The 21308-nt window shown below is 69.6% G+C and carries 19 protein-coding genes and 1 pseudogene; 11 read left to right on the plus strand and 9 right to left on the minus strand.

Translation table 11 applies throughout. From position 1 onward, the window contains the following. Positions 1-77 precede the first annotated feature (77 nt). Positions 78-304 (minus strand): annotated as a pseudogene (locus ACGFZA_RS08775) (hypothetical protein); the annotation flags it as partial. 739 nt (positions 305-1043) lie between these two features. Between ACGFZA_RS08775 and ACGFZA_RS08780 the strand changes: the two are divergent. Together ACGFZA_RS08780 and ACGFZA_RS08785 are read left to right on the plus strand one after the other, a co-directional pair. After that, complete coding sequence (locus ACGFZA_RS08780) at positions 1044-2615, plus strand: ABC transporter substrate-binding protein (protein ID WP_385273137.1); 1572 nt, start codon at positions 1044-1046, stop codon at positions 2613-2615. A gap of 31 nt (positions 2616-2646) precedes the next feature. After that, positions 2647-2862 carry a hypothetical protein gene (locus ACGFZA_RS08785; RefSeq protein WP_393678338.1) on the plus strand — a complete coding sequence of 72 codons (216 nt, stop codon included), beginning with the start codon at positions 2647-2649 and terminating at the stop codon, positions 2860-2862. A 299-nt stretch (positions 2863-3161) separates the two neighbouring features. On the opposite strand, the gene ACGFZA_RS08790 is transcribed toward ACGFZA_RS08785, so the two are convergent. From ACGFZA_RS08790 to ACGFZA_RS08825, 8 genes are all read right to left on the minus strand, one after another. Then, positions 3162-4619 carry a catalase gene (locus ACGFZA_RS08790; RefSeq protein ID WP_393678340.1) on the minus strand — a complete coding sequence of 486 codons (1458 nt, stop codon included), beginning with the start codon at positions 4617-4619 and terminating at the stop codon, positions 3162-3164. A gap of 279 nt (positions 4620-4898) precedes the next feature. Beyond that, positions 4899-5798 carry a 2-hydroxy-3-oxopropionate reductase gene (locus ACGFZA_RS08795; RefSeq protein ID WP_385273131.1) on the minus strand — a complete coding sequence of 300 codons (900 nt, stop codon included), beginning with the start codon at positions 5796-5798 and terminating at the stop codon, positions 4899-4901. A 44-nt stretch (positions 5799-5842) separates the two neighbouring features. Further along, positions 5843-6685: a TIM barrel protein gene (locus tag ACGFZA_RS08800; protein ID WP_385273128.1), complete on the minus strand. Its 843-nt coding sequence runs from the start codon at positions 6683-6685 to the stop codon at positions 5843-5845. A gap of 172 nt (positions 6686-6857) precedes the next feature. Continuing rightward, complete coding sequence (locus ACGFZA_RS08805; protein WP_385273125.1) at positions 6858-8291, minus strand: cellulose binding domain-containing protein; 1434 nt, start codon at positions 8289-8291, stop codon at positions 6858-6860. Between the two features lie 40 nt (positions 8292-8331). Beyond that, complete coding sequence (locus ACGFZA_RS08810; protein WP_393678344.1) at positions 8332-9924, minus strand: beta-N-acetylhexosaminidase; 1593 nt, start codon at positions 9922-9924, stop codon at positions 8332-8334. A 29-nt stretch (positions 9925-9953) separates the two neighbouring features. Next, complete coding sequence (locus ACGFZA_RS08815; RefSeq protein ID WP_385273119.1) at positions 9954-10793, minus strand: carbohydrate ABC transporter permease; 840 nt, start codon at positions 10791-10793, stop codon at positions 9954-9956. Beyond that, positions 10793-11779: a carbohydrate ABC transporter permease gene (locus tag ACGFZA_RS08820; RefSeq protein ID WP_385273116.1), complete on the minus strand. Its 987-nt coding sequence runs from the start codon at positions 11777-11779 to the stop codon at positions 10793-10795. Before ACGFZA_RS08820 ends, ACGFZA_RS08815 begins: the two co-directional genes overlap by 1 nt. A 40-nt stretch (positions 11780-11819) precedes the next feature. Next, entirely contained in the window at positions 11820-13088 is a 1269-nt protein-coding gene (locus ACGFZA_RS08825) for an extracellular solute-binding protein (RefSeq protein ID WP_393678347.1), read from the minus strand. 259 nt (positions 13089-13347) lie between these two features. Between ACGFZA_RS08825 and ACGFZA_RS08830 the strand changes: the two genes are divergently transcribed. From ACGFZA_RS08830 to ACGFZA_RS08870, 9 genes are all read left to right on the plus strand, one after another. Continuing rightward, positions 13348-14187: a GntR family transcriptional regulator gene (locus tag ACGFZA_RS08830; RefSeq protein ID WP_385273110.1), complete on the plus strand. Its 840-nt coding sequence runs from the start codon at positions 13348-13350 to the stop codon at positions 14185-14187. A gap of 133 nt (positions 14188-14320) precedes the next feature. Further along, positions 14321-15496, plus strand: a complete 1176-nt coding sequence (locus ACGFZA_RS08835) for a lactonase family protein (protein ID WP_393678349.1) — start codon at positions 14321-14323, stop codon at positions 15494-15496. A 73-nt stretch (positions 15497-15569) separates the two neighbouring features. Then, the gene (locus ACGFZA_RS08840) at positions 15570-15821 is read left to right on the plus strand and encodes a hypothetical protein (protein ID WP_266784485.1); all 252 of its coding nucleotides are present in this window, start codon (positions 15570-15572) and stop codon (positions 15819-15821) included. A 53-nt stretch (positions 15822-15874) separates the two neighbouring features. Then, a complete protein-coding gene (locus tag ACGFZA_RS08845; protein ID WP_385273406.1) occupies positions 15875-16189 on the plus strand; it encodes a helix-turn-helix domain-containing protein in 315 nt (104 codons plus the stop codon). 176 nt (positions 16190-16365) lie between these two features. Beyond that, a complete protein-coding gene (uraD, locus tag ACGFZA_RS08850) occupies positions 16366-16875 on the plus strand; it encodes a 2-oxo-4-hydroxy-4-carboxy-5-ureidoimidazoline decarboxylase (RefSeq protein ID WP_385273103.1) in 510 nt (169 codons plus the stop codon). Between the two features lie 29 nt (positions 16876-16904). Further along, positions 16905-17297, plus strand: coding sequence for a hydroxyisourate hydrolase (gene uraH, locus ACGFZA_RS08855; RefSeq protein ID WP_385273100.1), 393 nt, complete (start codon positions 16905-16907; stop codon positions 17295-17297). A gap of 7 nt (positions 17298-17304) precedes the next feature. Then, the gene (gene pucL, locus ACGFZA_RS08860) at positions 17305-18228 is read left to right on the plus strand and encodes a factor-independent urate hydroxylase (protein ID WP_385273097.1); all 924 of its coding nucleotides are present in this window, start codon (positions 17305-17307) and stop codon (positions 18226-18228) included. 67 nt (positions 18229-18295) lie between these two features. Then, positions 18296-19693, plus strand: a complete 1398-nt coding sequence (locus tag ACGFZA_RS08865; RefSeq protein ID WP_393678353.1) for a nucleobase:cation symporter-2 family protein — start codon at positions 18296-18298, stop codon at positions 19691-19693. Between the two features lie 42 nt (positions 19694-19735). Next, the gene (locus tag ACGFZA_RS08870) at positions 19736-21133 is read left to right on the plus strand and encodes an 8-oxoguanine deaminase (RefSeq protein ID WP_393678355.1); all 1398 of its coding nucleotides are present in this window, start codon (positions 19736-19738) and stop codon (positions 21131-21133) included. The last annotated feature ends 175 nt before the right edge of the window (positions 21134-21308 follow it).

Raw genomic sequence — 21308 nt, forward strand, 5'->3', positions numbered from 1 at the left:
AGCACCTACGGAGATTTCCGTAGGTGCTCTTTCCGCTGGTGCTCCGGAAGGACCCGCACCTGCGACACCCGCCCGAGCTTCAGGGCCTCGGCCTCGACAGGGCCGGACCGGAGTTCGCGCGGCGACTTCATGGCGCAGCCCGGTTTGACGACGATCCTTCCCGCTCCGGTCTCCGCGGACCGGCTTCGGTCATCTCGGTCGTGAAGCGGGTGGAGCCGCAGATCACGACGGTACGCCGGAGGCTCGACAGCTTCTTTGCGGCGGTGAGCTTCTCCACGGGGGTGAGGCGTTCCGGGCAGGACACCGGTTCCTCTTGGTGGTGTGGTCCAAGGGGCGCCTGCAAAGGCGCGGACGACGGTGTCCAAGACCGTTGTGTGACGAACGGCGTGGTCACCCTTACAGCGGTCCCCTGCGCGATATCGAGCCAATCCGCGCGACCGGGCAGGTGACGGGATCCACCCCGCCGGCGCCCGCTTCGAAGGCGGACCAGTACGGGGGGACATCCGCCGCACCGGTGGCAGGGCGACCGGACCACCGTCCCGGGTGAGGACATTCCCGTCCCACCCGGAGCCTTCGGGCAACTCGATTGCGATATCCGATCGTCCGGCGTTCACCTGGGACCCTCAATCTGTTCGTATAGGCCGACAGGTTATACAGAGGTATGAAGCGTCCGGCTTGAAGGGGTAAATCGCTGAGGTATCCGGACAGTCCAGGTCGCAAGGCTGAGTTCAGCGGGTTCGCGAGCTGCTGGATGGACACTTCTTCGTGCGATGTGACAGCACGCATCGCGGTGTACAAGTAGATTGCCAATATCACCACGAGATTGATATCGACTCGCCAACTGCGGTTCATCAAACGGCATTTGGTGGCCAGTCATCATGTAAAGAGTTCCTGGCGAACACCGAGTCCGCCGGTCCCGCAATCGAGCCCGGTCGGGCCGGCAGTGCTGGACGGTCGCGGTGTTCGCCGTCGTTTTCCGACCTGATCCGGTTGCGCCCGGGGACACCCCCCACGCGGCCGGCCGAGAGCATGAGGAACGTTCTGTGAAGGTTTGTACAAGGCGGCCAAGGACCCTGATCGCCGGGGGACTGGCAGCGATGTTATTGACGGCTTGCAGCTCCCCGGGCTCCGAGGCCAGGATGGTCATCGGGATGTCCGACGACATCCTCGCGACGGATCCGGCCTCGGGGTACGACCCGGGGTCCTGGCTGCTGTTCAACAACGTGTTCCAGTCCCTGCTGAGCTTCCCGCCAGGAGCGTCCACTCCCGTGCCGGAGGCGGCCCAGGCGTGCGGGTTCTCCGACGGCAGCAAGACCTACACCTGCACCTTGCGTGACGGGCTGAAGTTCAGCAACGGCAACAGCCTCACGTCGGCGGACGTGAAGTACTCCTTCGACCGGACGATCAGGATCAACGACCCGGCGGGCCCCGCGCCACTGCTCTCCACGATCTCGTCGATCAGAACCCCGGACGACAAGACCGTCGTCTTCCGCCTCAAGGTGCCCGACGCGACGTTCCCCAGCAAGATCGCCTCGGGGGGCGGCTCCATAGTGGACCGTCGGGTCTACCCCGAGGACAGCCTGCTCGAAGGTGGCGAGGCGGTGGGTTCGGGCCCCTACAAGCTGAATTCCATCGACAAGGGGAAAGCCGTCTTCTCTGTCTACCCCGGCTATGAAGGAACCGCCGAGGTGAAGAACTCGGGCGTGACCCTGGAGCTCTTCCGAGGCAACCAGCAGGCCCTCCAGTCGGCACTGGAGAACGGCGACGTCGACATCGCCTATCGCGGCCTCAGCGCCAAGGCGATAGCCGCCCTGGACACCTCGTCCACCGCGGAGAAGGGCGGCATCGAGGTGGTGCAGGGCGACAGCGCCGAAGTCCAGCACATGGTCTTCAACGTGGACGACCCGGTCGTCGGCAAGCTCGCGGTCCGAAAGGCCATCGCCTACCTCGTCGACCGCTACACCCTCGTCAGCGAGGTCTACCAGTCCACGGCGGAACCGCTCTACTCGGTCATCCCGGTCGGCATCACCGGCCACGGCACCTCCTTCTTCGACACCTACGGGGACAGCCCGAAGCCGAAACAGGCGAAGGCGGAGCTACGGGAGGCCGGCATAGCGGACAAGGTGAAACTCACCCTCTGGTCCACCCCGAGCCGGTACGGGCCCGCCACCGACGACGAATTGCACACCATCGCCGATCAGCTGAACCGGAGCGGGCTCTTCGACGCCCGCATGAAGTCCGTCCCCTTCGACGAGTACGAGAAGGGCATCGCCGACGGCAAGTTCGGCATCTACGTCAAGGGATGGGTGCCGGACTACCCCGATCCGGACAACTTCACCCAGCCGTTCTTCGGTGAGGGCAACGTCCTGTCGAACAACTACGACAACAAGGAGATCGTCGACCGGATCATCCCGCGGACCTCGTCCATGACGGACCGCGCGAGCACGCGGACGGCGTACGTGAAACTGCAGGACATCGTGGCGCAGCAGCTGCCGATCCTGCCGCTCTGGCAGGGCAAGCAGTACGCGGTCGCCCACGAGAATGTTCGGGGCCTGCAGAACTGCCTGGACACCTCGACCGTTTTCCGGTTCTGGGAACTCAGCACCGCCTACTGAGGCGTGTCGCAGAGGTGGATCAAGCTCGGCAGTGATCGACGTGTGCGGCGCGCAGACGCGCCTCGTCGCGGAAACGAAGCCGGCGCCCGAGGCGCTCGGTCCGCGGATGCGCCGGAGCCCTTCGGAACGGGGAGAGCCGCGGCGCGCCCTGAGCGACGGCGAGGAGCCGGTGGGTGACCGGCATCCCGAGAAGGGCGTGGAGTACGGGACCGTATCCGTACTCCACGCCCTGGCCGAAGGGGAATGAACAGGGGCCGCGGCGGGGGCGAAGGGTGCGGGTCCCGGGGCCTTCAGGTCTGGAACCCGGGCCGCACCCACACCACCGCACTGGCATCGCACCACCGCCGCGGCCCCGGGGGTGTCCGGCGGATACCCGCGGCCGCGGGTATCCGCCGGACACCCCCGTCCTGCCCGCGCCCCGCGCAACCCCTCATCCGGGCGGGCGCGACGACGCGGGCAGGGTCGGGGGGAGAGGCCGGGGTCCTGGGGCCTCTCGTCTGGATCAGGCACGGCTCGCGGGGTCCGGCCTGATCCAGGCGGAAGACCCTAGTCCTCGCGCAGGGCGCGGACGGCCTCCTCCACGCGCTTGCCGTACTCGGCGTCGGCGGCGTGGAAGTGGGCGAGGTTCTTCTCGATCACGTCGTCCCGGGTGACCTGCGACAGGCCTCCCGCGATGTTCGCGATCAGCCGCCCCTTCTCGTCGTCCGACATCAGCCGGTACAGCTCACCCGCCTGGAAGAAGTCGTCGTCCTTCGTGTGGGCGGGCGCCTCGTGCGTGCCGGTCCAGCCCTGGACGGCCAGGGGTGCGGAGTGCGCGAGGTCCGTCTGGGCCGGGCCCGCGTACGAGTTGGGCTCGTAGTTCTTGTCGTGCCGGGCCCCGTTGCGCGTGGCGTGCAGACCGTCGCGGCCGTAGTTGTCGACGACTGCCGTGCGCGGCGCGTTCACCGGCAGCTGGGTGTGGTTGACGCCCAGCCGGTAGCGGTGCGCGTCCGCGTACGCGAACAGCCGGCCCTGGAGCATCTTGTCCGGCGACGGACCGATACCGGGTACGAAGTTGTTCGGGGAGAACGCGGCCTGCTCCACCTCGGCGAAGACGTTGTCCGGGTTGCGGTCCAGGACCAGCCGGCCGACGCGCTGGAGCGGGTAGTCGCTGTGCGGCCACACCTTGGTGAGGTCGAACGGGTTGAAGCGGTAGTCCGCGGCCTCGGCGGCCGGCATGACCTGCACGTACAGGGTCCAGGACGGGTTCACACCGCGCTCGATCGCCTGGAGCAGGTCCGTCTGGTGGGAGCTGGCGTCCTTGCCGACGAGTTCCGCGGCCTGGTCGGCGGAGAGGGAGCGCACGCCCTGGTTCGTCTTGAAGTGGTACTTGACGAAGAAGGCCTCGCCGGCGGCGTTGGTCCACTGGTAGGTGTGCGAGCCGTAGCCGTTCATGTGGCGGTACGAGGCGGGGATGCCGCGGTCGCCCATGAGCCAGGTGATCTGGTGCGTCGCCTCGGGGGCGTGCGCCCAGAAGTCCCAGACGTTGTCCGCTTCCTGACGGCCTGTGAACGGATCGCGCTTCTGCGAGTGGATGAAGTCGGGGAACTTGATCGGGTCCTTGATGAAGAACACCGGGGTGTTGTTGCCGACGAGGTCGTAATTGCCCTCGTTCGTGTAGAACTTGAGCGCGAAGCCACGCGGGTCGCGTACCGCGTCCGCGCCGCCGAGCGAGTCGGCGACCGTGGAGAACCGGATGAACGTCTCGGTGCGGCGGCCCACTTCGGAGAGGAAGTCCGCGCGGGTGAGACCGGTGACGTCGTCGGTCACCTCGAAGTAGCCGTACGCGCCGGAGCCCCGGGCGTGCACCACACGCTCCGGAATGCGCTCCCGGTTGAAACGGGCGAGCTTCTCCAGGAGGTGTCCGTCCTGGAGGAGGACCGGGCCGCCGGCGCCGGCGGTGGCGGAGTTCTGGTTGTCGGCGACCGGGGCGCCTGACTCGGTCGTAAGCACACGCTGCGTCATGGTGTCGGGGCGACCTTCCGTACGGGAGCTGCTGAACTGCGACGTCCTGGGGGCTCCAGGAGCGTAAGTACGCTCCGAACCCGACGTCAACAGTTTGTTGAAATTCGTGGTGGAGAGGGCGGTGCGGTGGTACGGGGTGGTGTTCCGGACGGCGCCGGCGCCTGGGCGCGACAGGACAGGTGTCAGCGTCGACGCCGTCCGGAAGCCTGTGGGCCGGGGAGAGGGGCACCCGGCGGGGTGGAGCCGGCCGGGCCCTGCGAAGGGCCCGGCCGCTTCGGATCAGTCCCGGACGGGCTGGCCGGAGAGACGCTCGACCGAGCGCAGCAGGGCGGAGTGGTCCAGGCCCCCGTCGCCCTGCGCACGCAGCGAGGCGACGAGCTGGGCGACCACGCCGCCGACGGGCAGTGCGGCACCGACGTTGCGGGCGGCGTCCGTGACGATGCCCATGTCCTTGTGGTGCAGGTCGATCCGGAAGCCCGGGGCGAAGTCCCGGTTCAGGAAGTTGTCCTTCTTGCGGGTCAGCACGGTCGAGCCGGCCAGTCCGCCGTTGAGGACGTCGAGGGCGGCGGCGAGGTCGACCCCGGACTTCTCCAGGAAGACGACGGCCTCGGCGCAGGCCTGGATGTTGACCGCGACGATCAGCTGGTTGGCCGCCTTCACCGTCTGGCCGGAGCCGTGCGGACCGCAGAGCACGATGGTCCTGCCCAGCGCGTCGAGCACCGGCTTCGCGGCGTCGAAGTCGGCCTGCTCGCCGCCCACCATGATGGACAGCACGGCCTCGATGGCACCGGCCTCGCCGCCCGAGACCGGGGCGTCCAGGACGCGGATGCCCTTCTCGGCGGCGTTCTTCGCGAGGTCCACGGAGGTCTGCGGGGTGATCGAGGACATGTCGATCAGCAGGGCGCCGCGCCTCGCGTTCTCCAGGATGCCCTCGGGGCCGTACGCGATCGCCTCGACCTGCGGGGAGGCGGGCACCATCGTGATGACCACGTCCGCGTCCTTGACCGCCTCGGCGATCGAGGAGGCGCCGGTGCCGCCGGCCGCCGCCAGCCGGTCGACCTTGTCCTGCTCCAGGGTGTAGCCGGTGACGTCGTAACCGGCCTTGATCAGGTTCTCGGACATGGGCGAGCCCATGATGCCGAGCCCGATCCACGCAACCTTGGGGAGGTTGTTGCTCATGAGGGTGCCTTCCGATAAGCGTGTGTACGAGTGACGGTCCGCCGCTAGCGGCGGGCGGCCCGCGCGGTGGCCGGGAGCCACGCGAAGGACTCGGCGCTCGGCCGGTCGCCCGGCTTGTACTCCAGGCCGACCCAGCCGTCGTAACCGGCCTTCGTCAGCTCGTCGAGGAGCTGCTCCAGCGGGAGCGAGCCGGTGCCCGGCGCGCCGCGGCCCGGGTTGTCCGCGATCTGGACGTGACCGGTCCGGTCGGCGTACGCGGTGATGACCTCGCTGAGGTCCTCGCCGTTCATCGACAGGTGGTACAGGTCCAGGAGGAACTTCGCGTTGCCGAGGCCCGTCGCCGCGTTGACCCGGTCGACGACCTCGATGCCGGCCGGTGCGCTGACCAGCGGGTAGCGCGGCGACTCCGGCTCGTTCAGGGTCTCGATCAGCAGGACGGCCCCGATCCGGTCCGCCGCGCGGGCGGCGAGGACCAGGTTCTCCAGGGCGAGCGCGTCCTGCGTGGCGGGGTCGACGCCGTCGACCCGGTTGCCGTAGAGCGCGTTGAGCGCCTTGCAGCCGACCGAGGCGGCGAAGTCTGCCACCACCTCGATGTTGGCCCGGAAGCGGTCCGACTCCGTGCCGGGCACGGAGAGCGCGCCTCGGTCGGGGCCGGGCAGCTGTCCGGCGTAGAAGTTCAGTCCCACCAGTTGGGTGCCGGCGTCGTCGAGCGCCTTCTTCAGCGCGTCGAGTTCGGCCTGCGGAGGGGTGGGGGTCTCGGTCCATGGCCACCACAGCTCGACCGCCGTGAAGCCCGCCGCGGCGGCTGCCGCGGGTCGCTCCAGAAGCGGGAGTTCCGTGAAGAGGATCGAAAGGTTCACATCGAAGCGCTGGTCCGGGTAGCCCATGAGGGTTTCGGCGCTCCTTCCGTATTGCGGAAGTTAGTTTCTGCTTAACGGAAGATTGCATGGGAGGTGGGCGGGCTGTCAAGGGGGTGCCCGGAATTCGGGCTCCGGACATGACGAAGGCGGGGCGGAGGAACACCGTCCCTCCGCCCCGCCCTCCGCATCCGCTACCGGCTCACCCGGCCGGCACCGTGTCCTGGAACGTCGTCCCCGCCGTGCGGTACGCGTTCACCCGGGCATTGACCTGCGCCGGGGTCAGGACCTGGTCCTTCACATGCAGGACGTAGTCCACCTGCTGGTCGTACGAGCGGGGCGTCGTGCTCGTCTGCCCGGCCAGGTCGATCAGCCACTGGTTGAAGTTGATCGACATCCCCCGCTCCGGCAGATACGCCGCACCGTGCGTGCCGAACAGCTGGCCGTCGATGTAGTACGTGATCGCGCTGTTGTCGATCGTCACGACCAGGTCGTGCCAGCCGGCGTAGCTCTGCCGCGACTCGGTGTGCTGGTTGACGGCCTCCCACGGGTCGGGGCGGTACGTCTCCCACGAGGTCGTGTAGAGGATGTTGCCGCTCTCGCCCCAGCCGCCGTTCGGCAGGTACTCGAAGTCGTACTCCGCGTAGTCGTCCGCCATCGGCGCCTTGAGGTCGTTGATGGTGAAGAACGTCTGGACGAGATGGTCGCCGTCGGGGCCGGAGACCGGTGCGTCGTTGAACTTCACCCGCGCCGCGTAGGTGCCGTTGCGGAACTTCATCGACTGGGTCAGGATCTCGGTCTGCTTCGTCGACTCACCGCTGCCCGCGGTGGATGTCGCCAGGTTCATCACCGAGTTCCCGCCCTGGGCGGCGAACGTCACGTTCTCCGGCGCCCAGGTGGCGCCGGGCACGCCCGGTCCGCCGGAGTTGGAGCGGACGCTCCAGCCGTGCGCGGCGATCTGCGGGTCCGCGTGACCGCTGTAGTTGAAGTCGTCGAAGAGCGTGGGCGCGCCCTCCGGCGGTTCGGTCGGATCCGTCGGGTCGGTGGGATCCGTCGGGCCGTTACCCGCCGGGGCCTGGCCCCAGACCGTGGCGCCGCCGAGCTGCGCGGTCACCTTCGACCAGTCCCCGTACGCCGTCCGGCCCGCGTCGAAGGAGTAGTCGTCGCTCTGCACCAGGGTCTGCCAGTTCGACCGGTAGAAGCGCAGTTGCATGTCGCCGGTGTCGGCGCCCGGCGCGAGCGATCCCGCACCGGCGGTGAAGCCGATCTCCAGGTAGCGGTCGGCGGTGGCGGTCGGGGAGGCGAGCGTGCCGAACGTGCCGGTGATGTTCGCGCAGCCCTTCACCGCCCAGGAGCAGGCGAACCGGTAGGCGTCGCCCGCCGCCTCGCCCTTGAAGTAGTAGCGGATCTTGACGGAGCTGAGCTGTACGGCGGCACTGCCGGTGTTGCGCACCTTCAGCCAGGGTTCGCTCTGGTCGGCGGTGGCTCCGGACGCGCTGGTGCGGTACTGCACGGCGAGCGGTCCGTCGGCGGCGCTCGCCGACGACGGGACGGCGGCCAGGGCCGTACAGCCCAGGGCCACGGTGGCGGCGGCTGCCGCCGCCGCGCGGATCCGGCTCTTCGCGAGTGACTTCATGAACCTGTTCCTCTCCGGAACGGTCGTGGGGGAGTGGTTCCTACCGGGGTGGCGCTGCTCCTGGGGAAGTGGTCTGGAGCGACCGGGGGTTCAGAGGGCGGTAGCCGACGCCCAGGGCGTCGAGCCGTGCCGTGTGCCGGCCGAGGCGGGACATGAAGCCGGGCCAGTCGCTGCGACCGCCCGACCAGGCGCGGTCCGCGAGGGCGCACAGCCGCGGGTACGTCAGATACTCGATCCGGTCCTGCGTGCTCGCGTACTCGGTCCACAACTGGGCCTGGGTGCCCAGCACGCGGGACGCGTCCGCCGGGTCCCAGCCGTCCGGCACCGGCCGGTTGCCGTGGACGGCCCGCAGGTCGACGGCCGGTCCCGGCTGCGTGGCCGGCTCGCCGGGGTCCGTGGACTGGGCGTAGTCGAGGTAGGTGGCCCGGTAATGCGCGGCGACCACCTGGTGGCCTCGGCGGGCCGCCGCCAGCGCGTGGGCCGGGTCGCGCCAGGTCATCACCGTGAATTCGAGGGGGAGTTCGGTGCCCGTCTCGGCCCAGCCGACCGGGCGCCTGCCCTGCTCGGCCAGGAACGAGCCGATCCGGCCCATGAACCAGCCGTGCAGCGACCGGGCGTCGGGCAGTCCCTCGGCGGCGGCCCGCGCCCGCGCCGCCGGGCTCGTCTCCCACTCGGTGGTCGGGCACTCCTCGCCGCCGATGTGGATGTACGGGGACGGGAAGACGTCCATGACCTCCTCCAGCACCGTCCGGCAGAAGTCGAAGACCTCCTCGTGGACGCCGAACACCGTGTCGCAGACCCCCCAGCGGGTCCACACGTCCAGCCGCCGCGCGGGGTCGTTCCCCAGCTCGGGGTGGGCGGCGAGCGCCGCGCGCACATGGCCCGGCATCTCGATCTCCGGCACCACGCGCACCCCGCGCGCCGCCGCGTACCGGACCAGGTCCCGCAGCTCCTGCCGGGTGTACGCCCCCGAGTGCGGAATCCCGTCGAAGGACTCGTCGCCGCGCCCCGGCGGCCCGGACATCGACTGCCTGCGGTGACCACCGATCCCGGTCAGCCGGGGGTAGGCGGGGACGGGCATCCGCCACCCCTGGTCGTCGGTGAGGTGCAGGTGGAGTGTGTTGAGCTTGTGCAGCGCCATCAGGTCCACGTACCGGCGCAGGTAGGACACCGGCTGGAAGTGCCGGGCGACGTCGAGCATCGACCCCCGCCACGGGTACGCGGGCACGTCGCTGATCTCGACGCAGGGCAGCATCCACGGGGCGTCCCGCTGCGCCGTGCCCGACAGGGCCTCGGCGGGCAGCAGCTGACGGATCGTCTGGACACCGCAGAGCAGGCCCGGCAGCCGCGCGGCGCGCAGCAGAATGGCGTCCGGGCTGATGGTGAGTCCGTAGCCCTCCTCGCCGAGGCCGCCGAGCTGAGGGTCGAGTGCCAGCACGATGCGGCCGGTGGCGGAGGGCGGGAGAGGCAGACCGGTGGCCGGGGCGAGCAGGGTGCGCAGCAGGTCGGCGGCGCCCTCCGCGCCGGGATAGGCCCGCACCGAGGTGTCCTGGTCGAGGGTGAACCGGCCGGGGCGGGCCGAGACCTTGCGCGGGCGGGGGACGAGGGACTGTTCGGGGCGTGATGCGGGCACGAGGAGCCTCCGGGTTCGGATCTCGGGCGTCAGCCCTTGACGGCGCCGGCCGCGAAGCCGGAGGTGACATGGCGCTGGAGCAGCAGGAAGACGACCAGCGCGGGCAGGGCGAAGAGGGTCGAGGCGGCCATGGTGGCGCCCCAGTCGGTGCCGAAGGTGTTCTGGAACGACGACAGCCAGACCGGCAGGGTGCGGCTGTCCTGGTGTTTGATGATCAGGAAGTTGGCGTACGCGAACTCGTTCCACGCGGTGATGAAGCCGAACAGCGACGTCGCCATCAGCCCCGGTGCGAGCAGGGGCAGCGCCACCCGCCGGAACGCACCGGTCCGGGTGCACCCGTCGACCTGTGCCGCCTCCTCCAGCTCCGGCGGAATGGTGGCGATGAAGCCGCGCAGCACCACGATCGAGAACGGCAGCGTGACCATGAAGTAGACGAGCGTGAGGGTCGGCAGCCGGTCGAGCATGTCCGTGTCGCGGGAGATGATGTAGATCGGGATGATCAGCGACTCCCAGGGTGCCATCTGGGCGATGAAGACCATGAGCATGAACTGCCGCCGGCCCTTCCACCGCATCCGGGCCACGGCGTACGCGGAGCCGATGGCGACCAGCAGCGCCAGCAGGATCGAGCTGAGCGTCACCAGGATGCTGTTGCGCCAGAACAGCTCGAACCCGTCGGCCTGCACGGCGGTACGGAAGTGGTCGAGCGTCCAGGTGTGCGGGAAGAGCTTCGGATCGGTGGACTGGATGTCCCGCGACGGCTTGAACGCGGTCGAGACCATCCAGTAGACGGGGAACAGACAGACCAGCACGGTGAGTACGGCGGCGGCGTTCAGCGGGATCCGCCGGACTCTCGGGCGCAGCAGGGTCATCAGGACGCGTCCTCCTGTCGGAGCATCTGGCGGAAGTAGAGGACGAGCACCCCGGACATCAGGACCACGGTGATCATCGAGGCGGCCGAGCCCAGGTCGTAGCGCTGCCCCGCGAGTGCCTTCTGCACGGCGTAGACGGGCAGGATCGTCGTGGCGTCGCCCGGCCCCCCGCGGGTCATCACCCAGATCTGGACGAACGCCTTGAACGTCCAGATCACTTCGAGCGAGAAGACCAGCAGGAAGATCGGCCGGAGCATCGGGAAGGTGACCGAACGGAAGATCCGGGAGCCGGTCGCCCCGTCCAGCCGCGCGGACTCGTACAGCTCCGCGGGGACCGTGGTGAGCGCCGAGTAGATGGTGATCGCCGCGAACGGCACCGACTGCCAGACGATCAGCAGGACGAGGATCGAGAAGGCGGCGGTGCCGTGCGCGAACCACGGATACCGGTCGAAGGAGGAGAAGCCGGCCTCGGTCAGCAAGCTGTTGACGATGCCGAACTCGGAGTGGAAGAGCCACTGGAAGACCGTGGTGGCCGCGACCACCGGCATCGCCCAGGCCAGCACCAGCGAACTGAGCACCACGGTGCGGCCGAACCGGCCCAGCCGCTCGGTCATCAGCGCGACCAGGGTCGCGATCACCATGATCAGGGCCACGTTGACGGCCATGAACAGGAAGGTGCGCCGGACCACCTCCCAGAACCGGGGGTCGGACAGCAGCGTCCGGTAGTTGCGCAGGCCGACGAACTCGGCGTCGCCCACGATGAGCTGGCGCAGCCGGAAGTCCTGGAGCGAGATCAGTACGGCCCGCAGGAGCGGGTAGAGCAGCAGATAGAGCATGCCGCCGACGGCGGGGGCGATCAGGACGTACGGCCAGAGGCCGCGCGGCTCTCCGGACCGCTGGCGCCGGCGGCGCGGCGGCGGTGCCGTGCCGGTCGCCGGGCGGAGCGGGCGGCTGGGGGGTGCGGTCCGTTCCCGGATGACCGACACGGCACGCCTCCTCTCGGTGGTCGGGCGGATGGGCGAGGGATCAGGAAGAGGTGTTCATGGCCCGGGTGATGTCCGCGGAGGCCTTGGCGGCCTCCTTCGCCGGATCGCCGCCGGTCAGCACGGCGGCCATGTAGTCCTTGATCGGGTTCTCCGCCTCGACGGCGGCCCAGCCGGGGGTGTTGGGCGTCGCGTGCCCGTTCGCCGCGCCGACCGCCATCGCCGCGGCCCCCGGATCGCCCGCCACGGCGGAGGCGAGCGTCGTTCGGTTCGGTACGTAGCTCATGGCCACGGCCAGCTTCTTCTGCCAGGCGTCACCGGTGAGCTCCTTGATGAAGGTCAGTGCCGCCTCCTGGTGCCTGGAAGCCGTGGGGATGACCAGGTCGGAGCCGCCGGTGAAGACGGCGCCCGGGGTGTCCGCGCTCTTGCCCGGGATCGGGAAGAAGCCGAGCTTGCCCTTCAGGTCCGGGTTCTTCTCCATGACGACGTTGGCGCCGCCCGGCGTGGAGATCACCTGGGCCGTCTTGCCCTGGGCCATCACGTCGGCCTGCGGCGGGGAGTCCTCGTCGGAGTCCTTCGGCCCCTTGCCGAGTGCCTGGAGCTGCTCGTAGAACTCCATCCCGCGCAGCGCCTCGGGAGTGTCCAGGGTGCCCTTCCACTTGCCGCCGGACTCGGTGGCGAGGTCGCCGCCCTCGTCCCAGACGAAGCCCGCCAGCGCGTACCACATCTGACCGGGCAGGTAGATGCCCTGCGTGCCCCCCCTGTTGAGCTTTGCGGTGGCCTCGGTCCACTGCTCGCGCGTCTTGATGGCGGACGCGTCGACTCCCGCCTTCTCGAACAGGTCGGTGCGGTAGATGACGACGCGGTTGGCCGCGTAGTACGGGATGCCGTACTGCTTGCCCTCGTACGCCCCCGGCTCGGCGAGCCCCTTGAGCCAGTCCTTGCCGTTCAGCTCGTCGACCTTGTCGCTCAGGTCGAGCAGGCCGCCGCTCTGGGCGAACTGGGCGACCTGCGTGTTGCCGCTCTCGATCACGTCGGGTGCGTCGTTGCTGGCCAGCGCGGCGGTGATCTTCTCACCGATGCCGTCCCACTCCTGTATCTGCACCCGGACCTTGATCGTGGGGTGTGCGGCCTCGAAGCCCTTCACGAACTCCTTCTGGAACTGGGCGGAGACGCTGTCGCGCATCAGCCACACGTCGATGTCCGTCGGTCCGTCACCGGACGCGTCGGCCGAGTCGGACGACGAGCTGCAGGCACTGAGAACGGCGGCCATCACGAGCGCGGACCCACCGGCAAGCAAGCGGTACTTCACGGTTCACCTCTGGAAGACAAGGACCTGACCACCTGACCAGTGAAGCCCACTGGACAGCTCACCTCTTGATGGTGGATGAAGGTGGCATAGACCAATGGGGCCGTCAACCCCCTTGGTGGACAAGGATTTTATTGATCTCTCGGAAATCCGGTCCGGGATGATTCACCGATGGCCGGTTACACTTCACCTGACCAGTGCGTGAGTTCGCTTCACTGGTTGCTCAACTGGTAAGTGAGAGAAAGGTCAGGAGGGGCAGCACATGGACGCCGACGCATCGGGAACGGTGCTCAAACGGGAACGGGCCCGCGACGCCGTACTGGAGCTGATCGAGTCACGCCGCCCGGGTGACGCCATCCCTTCGGAGCGCGCGCTGTGCGCCACGCTCGGCGTCTCGAGGCCCACCCTGCGCGCGGCGATCGACGAGCTGGTGGCCGTCGGGCTACTGGTGCGCGAGCACGGCCGCGGCATGTTCGTCGCACCTGCGAAGATCACCCAGGAGCTCATCTCGGCCGACCTGGCCCTGACGGTCCCGCAGGCGGCGGGGGCCTGGTCGAGCCGGCTGCTGGAGTTCACCACCCTCCAGGCGGGCGCCCGGGTCGGCCGCAAGCTGCGCATGTCGCCCGCGGCGGAGATCGTGTACGTGGCCCGGCTGCGGCTGGTCGACGGCACCCCGATGGCGATCGAGCACCTGCACATCCGGGCCGAGCTGGTTCCGGGCCTGTCCGCCCAGGAACTGGAGCACGGCGACCTGTACGAGCATCTGCGCGAGCGCCACGACGTGCACGTCCACGAAGCGGTCCAGGCCATCGAGCCCACCGTGGTGACCCGGGCCGAGGCCCGGCTCCTGGACGTACCGGAGCTCTCCCCGGCCCTCCTCTTCGAGCGCCTGACCTCGGACACGACCGGCTGCCCCGTGGAGTACGTGCACTCGCTCTACCGCGGTGACCGCTACCGGATCGTCTCCCGGCTGGCCCTCGGCCCGGCGGCCGCCGTGGAGCCGGTGGAGGGCGGACACCATCCGGGGATCCCGCCGGGGGACTTCGCCCAGGGGGACCCGATCACGTCGTCCACCCGCGGTGACATCCAGTCCGGCGGCTGATCCGTGCTCCCCGGGCCCGGTCCCCGATCCGTTGCGCCCTGCGCAATGGCCGGTGCGTCTCTTGCGCGGACCACCGGGGAAGGCCACTGTGTCTGACACATCCGACGCCATCGACCCCCACGAGGTGCCTCGCATGACACCCCCCACCAGCCGCCGCACCGTCCTCGGAGCACTCCTGACGGGCGGCGCCCTCGCCCTCGCCCCCGGGCTTCCCCGCAGCGAACACCGCCCCGGTCCGGCGCACCGCCCCGTGAGGCACGGGGCGGTGCGCCGGACCGGAACGCTCTTCCTGGGCACCTACACCTCGACCACCCCGGGAGGCACGGGTGTCGGCGTCGCCGCGTACGACACCGCGACCGGCTCCCTCACCTCCCGAACCTCCGTCACCGGCGTCGAGAACCCCTCGTACCTCGCGCTGCACCCCACCGGCAGCACCCTGTACGCCGTCGACGAGCAGGACGACGGCGGTGTCACGGCCGTGTCGCTCGCCGAGGACGGGACGTTCCGGGTGCTGGGGACGCGGTCCACCGGCGGCGCCGGCCCCTGCCACCTCTCGGTCCACCCGGGCGGGCGGTGGCTGCTCAGTGCCAACTACACCTCCGGCAGCGTCGCCGTGCACCCGCTCGCCGCCGACGGATCGGTGGGGGAGCGCACGGACCTGGTCGCCCACACCGCGCCCGCGCCCGGCCCCGGTCAGGACGGACCCCACGCCCACCAGATCGTCACCGCCCCCGACGGCGGTCACGTCCTCGCCGTCGACCTGGGCAACGACACGGTGTACACCTACCGCCTCGACGAGGACCGCGGCACCCTTGAGCAGCTCTCGTACGCCGCACTGCGTCCGGGCGCCGGACCGCGCCATCTCACCTTCCATCCGGGCGGCCGCCACGCCTACCTCGCGTGCGAGCTCGACAACACGGTGGTGGTCTGCGGCTACGACCCCGCCACCGGCACCCTGACCCCCGGTACCCCGCAGTCCACCGGAACGGGCGAGGGCACCAGCTACCCCGCCCAGCTCCTGGTCACCGGCGACGGCCGCTTCGCCTACCTCGCCAACCGGGGACACAACAGCCTCACCCGGTACGCCGTCGAGGACGGCGGGGCGGCGCTGAGGCTGCTGGACACCGTGCCGGTGGGCGGCGACTTCCCCCGGCACACGGCCTTCTCCCCGGACGGCACCCTCCTCTTCGCCGCCAACCAGCGCTCCGGCACGGTCACCGCCTTCCGGGTCGACGGGGACACCGGCGCCCTGACGCCGTCCGGGACCCCGTTCCCCGCCCCGGCCGCGGTCTGCGTGCTGCCGCTGTAGACCGCGAGCGGGTTAGGGTCGTGCCCGAGCCGCGGGTCGCCCCGGACGCGGTGCGACGCATGAGGGAGACACAGTGCGCTTGAGAGTGGAGTTCACCACCGAGCCCTTCGATCTCGACGAGGCACCGGCCCACGCGGTCGTGGCCCGCGAGGTGATCCAGTCGGCCGAGCTGGACGCGGTCGATGTCGGCCCCTTCGGCAACACGGCGGAGGGCGGCGCCGACGAGGTGCTCACCGCGGTGGACTCCCTGCTGCGCAAGGCCCTGGCATCGGGTGCCACCCGGGTCTCGCTCCAGGTCAACGTCATCGGGGAGGACCCGAAGTGACCGAGGCCGCGGATCACCCCCTCGTCGCCGCCGTGAAGCCGCTCGTCGACGCCATGGGCGCCGAGCTGCTCGGACCCGACCAGGCGCAGGCCGACGATGTCGTCCTGGCCTGGGAGGGCGAGGACGTCATAGCGGTCCGGCTGCCGCAGCTCTCCGACTCGCTGGACCACATCCTGGCCGCGATGGAACGCCGGCACGGCAAGCCGCTCGCCGAACTGGACCGCAGGGCCAAGCAGGAGGCCGTACGGACTCTGGAGGCACGCGGTGCCTTCTCGGTGCGGCACGGCGTCGAGACGGTGGCGGGGGCCCTGGGGGTCTCCCGCTTCACCGTCTACAACTACCTGAACAGGGAATCCAAAGGTGAGTAGTTGGGCCCCCGGGTGGATGTAAACAGCACATGAACACGCGAGCCGTCGTCCGGACCACCGGGCGACGGTTTTTTACATGAACGGAATTTCAACAAAGTGTTGACGTGGTGTTGTGGAGGGCGTTAGCTATCCGCAGCCCGACCAACGCACAGCGAAATACAGCCACGGAGGCTCCCGTGACTTCGAGCTCCACGCCGGGCCTCGCCCGGTTCAACACCCTGGCGGACGACGAGGCGGCCACCGCGCTGCACGAGATCTGTGCCAGTGCGGCCTGGGGAAGAGCGATCCTCTCCCGCCGTCCGTACGCCACCGCCGAAGCCCTGTTCTCCGCGAGCGACACCGCCACGGCGGCACTCGACGCGCAGGACCTGGCCGAGGCCATGGCCGGTCACCCGCCGATCGGCCGCCCGAAGCCCGGGGACCCGACCTCCTCCCGCGAACAGCGGGGGATGGCCGGCGCCACCGAGGAGCTCAAGGCCGAGATGCTCGCACTCAACCTGGCCTACCAGGAGCGGTTCGGACATGTCTTCCTGATCTGCGCCACCGGGGCCACCGGTGAGCAGATGCGTGACGCGGTGAAGTCCCGGACCGGGAACACGCCGGAGCAGGAGCGAGCGATCGTGCGCACCGAACTGGGCAAGATCAACCGCATCCGCCTCACCCGTCTCGTCACGGACGACTCGTAAGAGCTCGCAACAGAAGGAGAGTGAAGGTCTTGAGCACCTTCGCCACCGCATCGGTGTCCACCCACATCCTGGACACCAGCATCGGCCGCCCCGCCGCAGCCGTAGCCGTCTCGCTCGCCGCCCGCTCGGGCAGCGACGCGCCCTGGGCGGCACTGGGCGGATCCGCGACCGATGCGGACGGGCGCTGCAAGGACCTGCCGGCCCTGCCGGAAGGCACCACCCACGTACGGCTCGACTTCGAGACCGAGTCGTACTTCACCGCCAAGAAGCAAGCCGAGGCGCAGCAGGACGCCCCCCGCGTAAGGGACAGCGGCGCGTTCTTCCCGGAGGTGGCGATCACGTTCGCCGTCACCCCGGGCGAGCACTATCACGTACCGCTGCTGCTCAACCCGTTCGGCTACTCCGTATACCGAGGGAGCTAGCAGACACATGCCCACGATTCTCGGCCAGAACCAGTACGGCAAAGCAGAGAACCGCGTCGTCAAGATCACGCGGGACGGCGACACCCACCACATCAAGGACCTGAACGTCTCGGTCGCCCTGTCCGGCGACATGGACGACGTCCACTACTCCGGCTCCAACGCGAACGTCCTGCCCACGGACACCACCAAGAACACGGTGTTCGCGTTCGCCAAGGAGCACGGCATCGAGTCCGCCGAACAGTTCGGCATCCACCTCGCCCGTCACTTCGTGACGTCGCAGGAGCCGATCAAGACCGCGCGGATCCGGATCGAGGAGTACGCCTGGGAGCGCATCGCCACCTCCGACGGCAACTCGCGGTTCATCGGCTCCGACGAGGTCAATCACTCCTTCGTCCGCAAGAACCAGGAGATCCGCACCAGCCAGATCACCTTCGACGGTGAGAAGTGGCAGGTCATCTCCGGTCTCAAGGACCTGACGGTGATGAACTCGACCAACTCCGAGTTCTGGGGCTACGTCAAGGACAAGTACACGACGCTCAAGGAGGCGTACGACCGCATCCTGGCCACCGACGTCTCCGCCCGCTGGCGCTACAACTGGACCAGCGACGAGCAGCGGATGCCGAACTGGGAGAAGTCCTACGAGCAGGCGCGCAAGCACATGCTCCAGGCCTTCGCCGAGACGTACTCCCTGTCGCTCCAGCAGACGCTGTACCAGATGGGATCGCGGATCATCAACAGCCGCAGCGAGATCGACGAGATCCGCTTCTCGCTCCCGAACAACCACCACTTCCTGGTGGACCTGGAGCCGTTCGGCCTCAAGAACGACAACGAGGTCTACTTCGCGGCCGACCGTCCGTACGGGCTCATCGAGGCCACCGTGCTGCGGGACGGCGTCGAGCCGCAGATCCCGGTCGACATGACCAACCTCTGACGCGGTGCCGCGCCGGCTCCCGTCCGTCCACAGCGGACGGGAGCCGGCCGGCCCGGAGGGAATTCCCATGGCACAGCCTGCACTTGGGCCCGCAGAAGCAGAAGGCCCGTGTCCCACCCCGCTGGAGAGCCCGGTCCACCCGGTGGACGAGAAGCCCGCCCCCTCGCGGCTCGTCCCCGCCGCGCTCCAGCACATCGCCGCCATGTACGCGGGCGTCGTCACCCCACCTCTCATCATCGGACAGGCCGTCGGCCTCGACCAGGCCGGTATGACCCGGCTGATCGCGGCGAGCCTTCTGATCGCCGGCTGCGCCACCCTCCTCCAGACGCTCGGCATCGGAGGCTTCGCCGGCAACCGGCTGCCGTTCGTCAACGCCGCCTCGTCCGCGGGCATCGCCCCGATGCTCGCCATCGCCGAGACCAGCGCCCCGGGGCACCAACTGCCCGCGATCTACGGGGCGGTGCTCGTCGCCGGGGTGTTCTGCCTGGCCGTCGGACCGTTCTTCGGCAGACTGCTGCGGTTCTTCCCGCCCCTCGTCACGGGCGTCGTCATCACACTCATCGGCGTCACCCTGATGCCGGTCCCGGTCGCCTGGGCGCAGGGCGGCGACAGGACGGCAGCCGACTTCGGCGCCATGAAGTACCTCGCCCTCGCCGCCTTCACGCTCACCGTCATCCTGATCGTCCAGCGTTTCGGGCGTGGGTTCCTCAAACAAGTAGCCCTGCTCATCGGCCTGTTGGTCGGAACACTGGCCGCCGTGCCGTTCGGGCTCGCGGACTTCTCCGCGATCGGGTCCGCGCCGGTCGCCGCCCTGCCCAGCCCCTTCGCCTTCGGTGCCCCCGAGTTCCAGCCCGCCGCCATCCTCTCGCTCTGCATCGTGATGCTCGTCCTGATGACCGAGTCGTCCGCGGGCATGCTCGCGCTCGGCGAGATCTGCGGCCGGCGCACCGACGGCCGGACCATCACCCGCGGACTGCGCACGGACGGCATCGCCACCCTCGTAGGACCGGTCTTCGGCGGCTTCCCCACCAGCGCCTTCGCCCAGAACGTCGGCGTGGTGTCGCTGACGAAGGTGCGCAGCCGATACGTGGTCGCGGCCGCCGGAGGCGCCCTGCTGGTCCTCGGCGTCTTCCCGGTCCTCGGCGCGGTCGTCTCGCTCGTGCCCATGCCCGTGCTCGGCGGCGCAGGCATCGTCCTGTTCGGCTCGATCGCCGTCAGCGGCATCCGGACGCTCTCCGAGGCTGGGCTCGACGACAGCTCCAACATCATCCTGGTCGCCGTGGCGCTCGGCGCGGGCATCATCCCGCTCGCCGCGCCCGGCTTCTACGCGGGATTCCCGTCCTGGGCACAGACCGTGCTCGGCTCCGGCATCAGCGCCGGCGCGCTCGTCGCGGTCCTGCTCAACCTGTTCTTCCACCATCTCGGCACCCACAGCCGCACGGCTGTGGCACTCAAATCCTCCTAGGGTCCTGCCGTGCCCACATCGCTGATGAGAGAAGGAAGCACCATGGCAGCACCGGCAGCGTCCGACCGAGTGGAACGCATCGTCATCGAGAACTGCTCGATCGCGACCGTCGACGCCGACGACACCGAGTACGCCTCGGGTCATGTGGTCGTCGCGGGCAACCGCATCGAGTCCGTCGGCGCCGGCCGGGCACCGGAGGGCCTGGAGAACGTCGTTCGCAGGATCGACGCCACCGGACACCTCGTCACGCCCGGTCTGATCAACACGCACCACCACTTCTACCAGTGGATCACCCGCGGCCTGGCCACGGACCACAACCTCTTCGAGTGGCTGGTCGCGCTGTACCCGACGTGGGCGCGCATCGAAGAGCCGATGGCCCGCACCGCCGCGCAGGGCTCGCTCGCCATGATGGCCCGCGGCGGTGTCACCACCGCGATGGACCACCACTACGTCTACCCGAAGGGCTCCGGCGACCTGTCCGGCGCGATCATCGGCGCCGCCCGCGACATGGGCGTACGGTTCACCCTCGCCCGCGGGTCCATGGACCGCAGCGAGAAGGACGGCGGGCTGCCGCCGGACTTCGCCGTGGAGACGCTCGAAGGTGCCCTGGCCGCTACCGAGGCGACCATCGACGCCCATCACGACGCCTCCTTCGACGCGATGACCCAGATCGCCGTCGCGCCCTGCTCGCCGTTCTCCGTATCGACCGAACTGATGCGTGAGGGAGCCGAGCTGGCCCGCCGGCGCGGGGTCAGGCTGCACACCCACGGCTCGGAGACCGTGGAGGAGGAGAAGTTCTGCCACGAGCTGTTCGGCATGGGCCCGACCGACTACTTCGAGTCGACCGGCTGGCTCGGCGCCGACGTGTGGATGGCGCACTGCGTCCACATGAACGACTCCGACATCGCCGCCTTCGCCCGCACCGGAACCGGCGTCGCGCACTGCCCGTCCTCCAACGCCCGCCTCGCCGCGGGCATCGCCCGGGTCCCGGACATGCTCGCCGCCGGCGTCCCGGTCGGCCTCGGCGTCGACGGCACGGCCTCCAACGAGTCCGGCGAACTCCACACCGAGCTGCGCAACGCCCTCCTCATCAACCGCCTCGGCCCGCACCGCGAACGCGCCCTGAATGCCCGTCAGGCCCTGCGCCTGGGTACGTACGGTGGCGCCCAGGTCCTCGGACGCGCGGACCAGATCGGCTCCCTGGAGCCCGGAAAGCTCGCCGACCTCGTGCTGTGGAAGCTGGACACGCTCGCCCACGCCTCCATCGCCGACCCGGTGACCGCCCTGGTCTTCGGCGCCGCCGCCCCCGTCACCCTCTCGCTCGTCGACGGCAAGCCGGTCGTCGAGTCCAGCAGCCTCGTCACCGTGGACGAGGACGCCATCGCCCGCGCCACCCGCGACGAGGCCCGCCGCCTCGCGCAGATCGCCGCCGGAGCCTGAGAGGCCGCCGGTCCGGCACCCCCCGATACAGGCCGGCCGAGGGGGACGGCCCTCGGCCGGCCGCCGTGGACCCGAGCGGGGTCCACGGCAACCGGTAGGGGAGGCGCGTACCTCAGACGTACGCGCCTCCCGTACCGGTGACCCAAGCTGCCCGCACCAGCTGCACGACCTGCCC

Source organism: Streptomyces sp. NPDC048211 (assembly GCF_043202315.1).
GTDB lineage: Bacteria > Actinomycetota > Actinomycetes > Streptomycetales > Streptomycetaceae > Streptomyces.

What these genes read in the sequence shown, in the direction of transcription:
- ACGFZA_RS08790 (WP_393678340.1), bottom strand. Translation starts at nt 4,619, where the DNA reads ATGACGCAGCGTGTGCTTACGACCGAGTCAGGCGCCCCGGTCGCCGAC.
- ACGFZA_RS08795 (WP_385273131.1), bottom strand. Translation starts at nt 5,798, where the DNA reads ATGAGCAACAACCTCCCCAAGGTTGCGTGGATCGGGCTCGGCATCATG.
- ACGFZA_RS08800 (WP_385273128.1), bottom strand. Translation starts at nt 6,685, where the DNA reads ATGGGCTACCCGGACCAGCGCTTCGATGTGAACCTTTCGATCCTCTTC.
- ACGFZA_RS08805 (WP_385273125.1), bottom strand. Translation starts at nt 8,291, where the DNA reads ATGAAGTCACTCGCGAAGAGCCGGATCCGCGCGGCGGCGGCAGCCGCC.
- ACGFZA_RS08815 (WP_385273119.1), bottom strand. Translation starts at nt 10,793, where the DNA reads ATGACCCTGCTGCGCCCGAGAGTCCGGCGGATCCCGCTGAACGCCGCC.
- ACGFZA_RS08830 (WP_385273110.1), top strand. Translation starts at nt 13,348, where the DNA reads ATGGACGCCGACGCATCGGGAACGGTGCTCAAACGGGAACGGGCCCGC.
- ACGFZA_RS08835 (WP_393678349.1), top strand. Translation starts at nt 14,321, where the DNA reads ATGACACCCCCCACCAGCCGCCGCACCGTCCTCGGAGCACTCCTGACG.
- ACGFZA_RS08845 (WP_385273406.1), top strand. Translation starts at nt 15,875, where the DNA reads ATGGGCGCCGAGCTGCTCGGACCCGACCAGGCGCAGGCCGACGATGTC.
- pucL (WP_385273097.1), top strand. Translation starts at nt 17,305, where the DNA reads ATGCCCACGATTCTCGGCCAGAACCAGTACGGCAAAGCAGAGAACCGC.
- ACGFZA_RS08865 (WP_393678353.1), top strand. Translation starts at nt 18,296, where the DNA reads ATGGCACAGCCTGCACTTGGGCCCGCAGAAGCAGAAGGCCCGTGTCCC.
- ACGFZA_RS08870 (WP_393678355.1), top strand. Translation starts at nt 19,736, where the DNA reads ATGGCAGCACCGGCAGCGTCCGACCGAGTGGAACGCATCGTCATCGAG.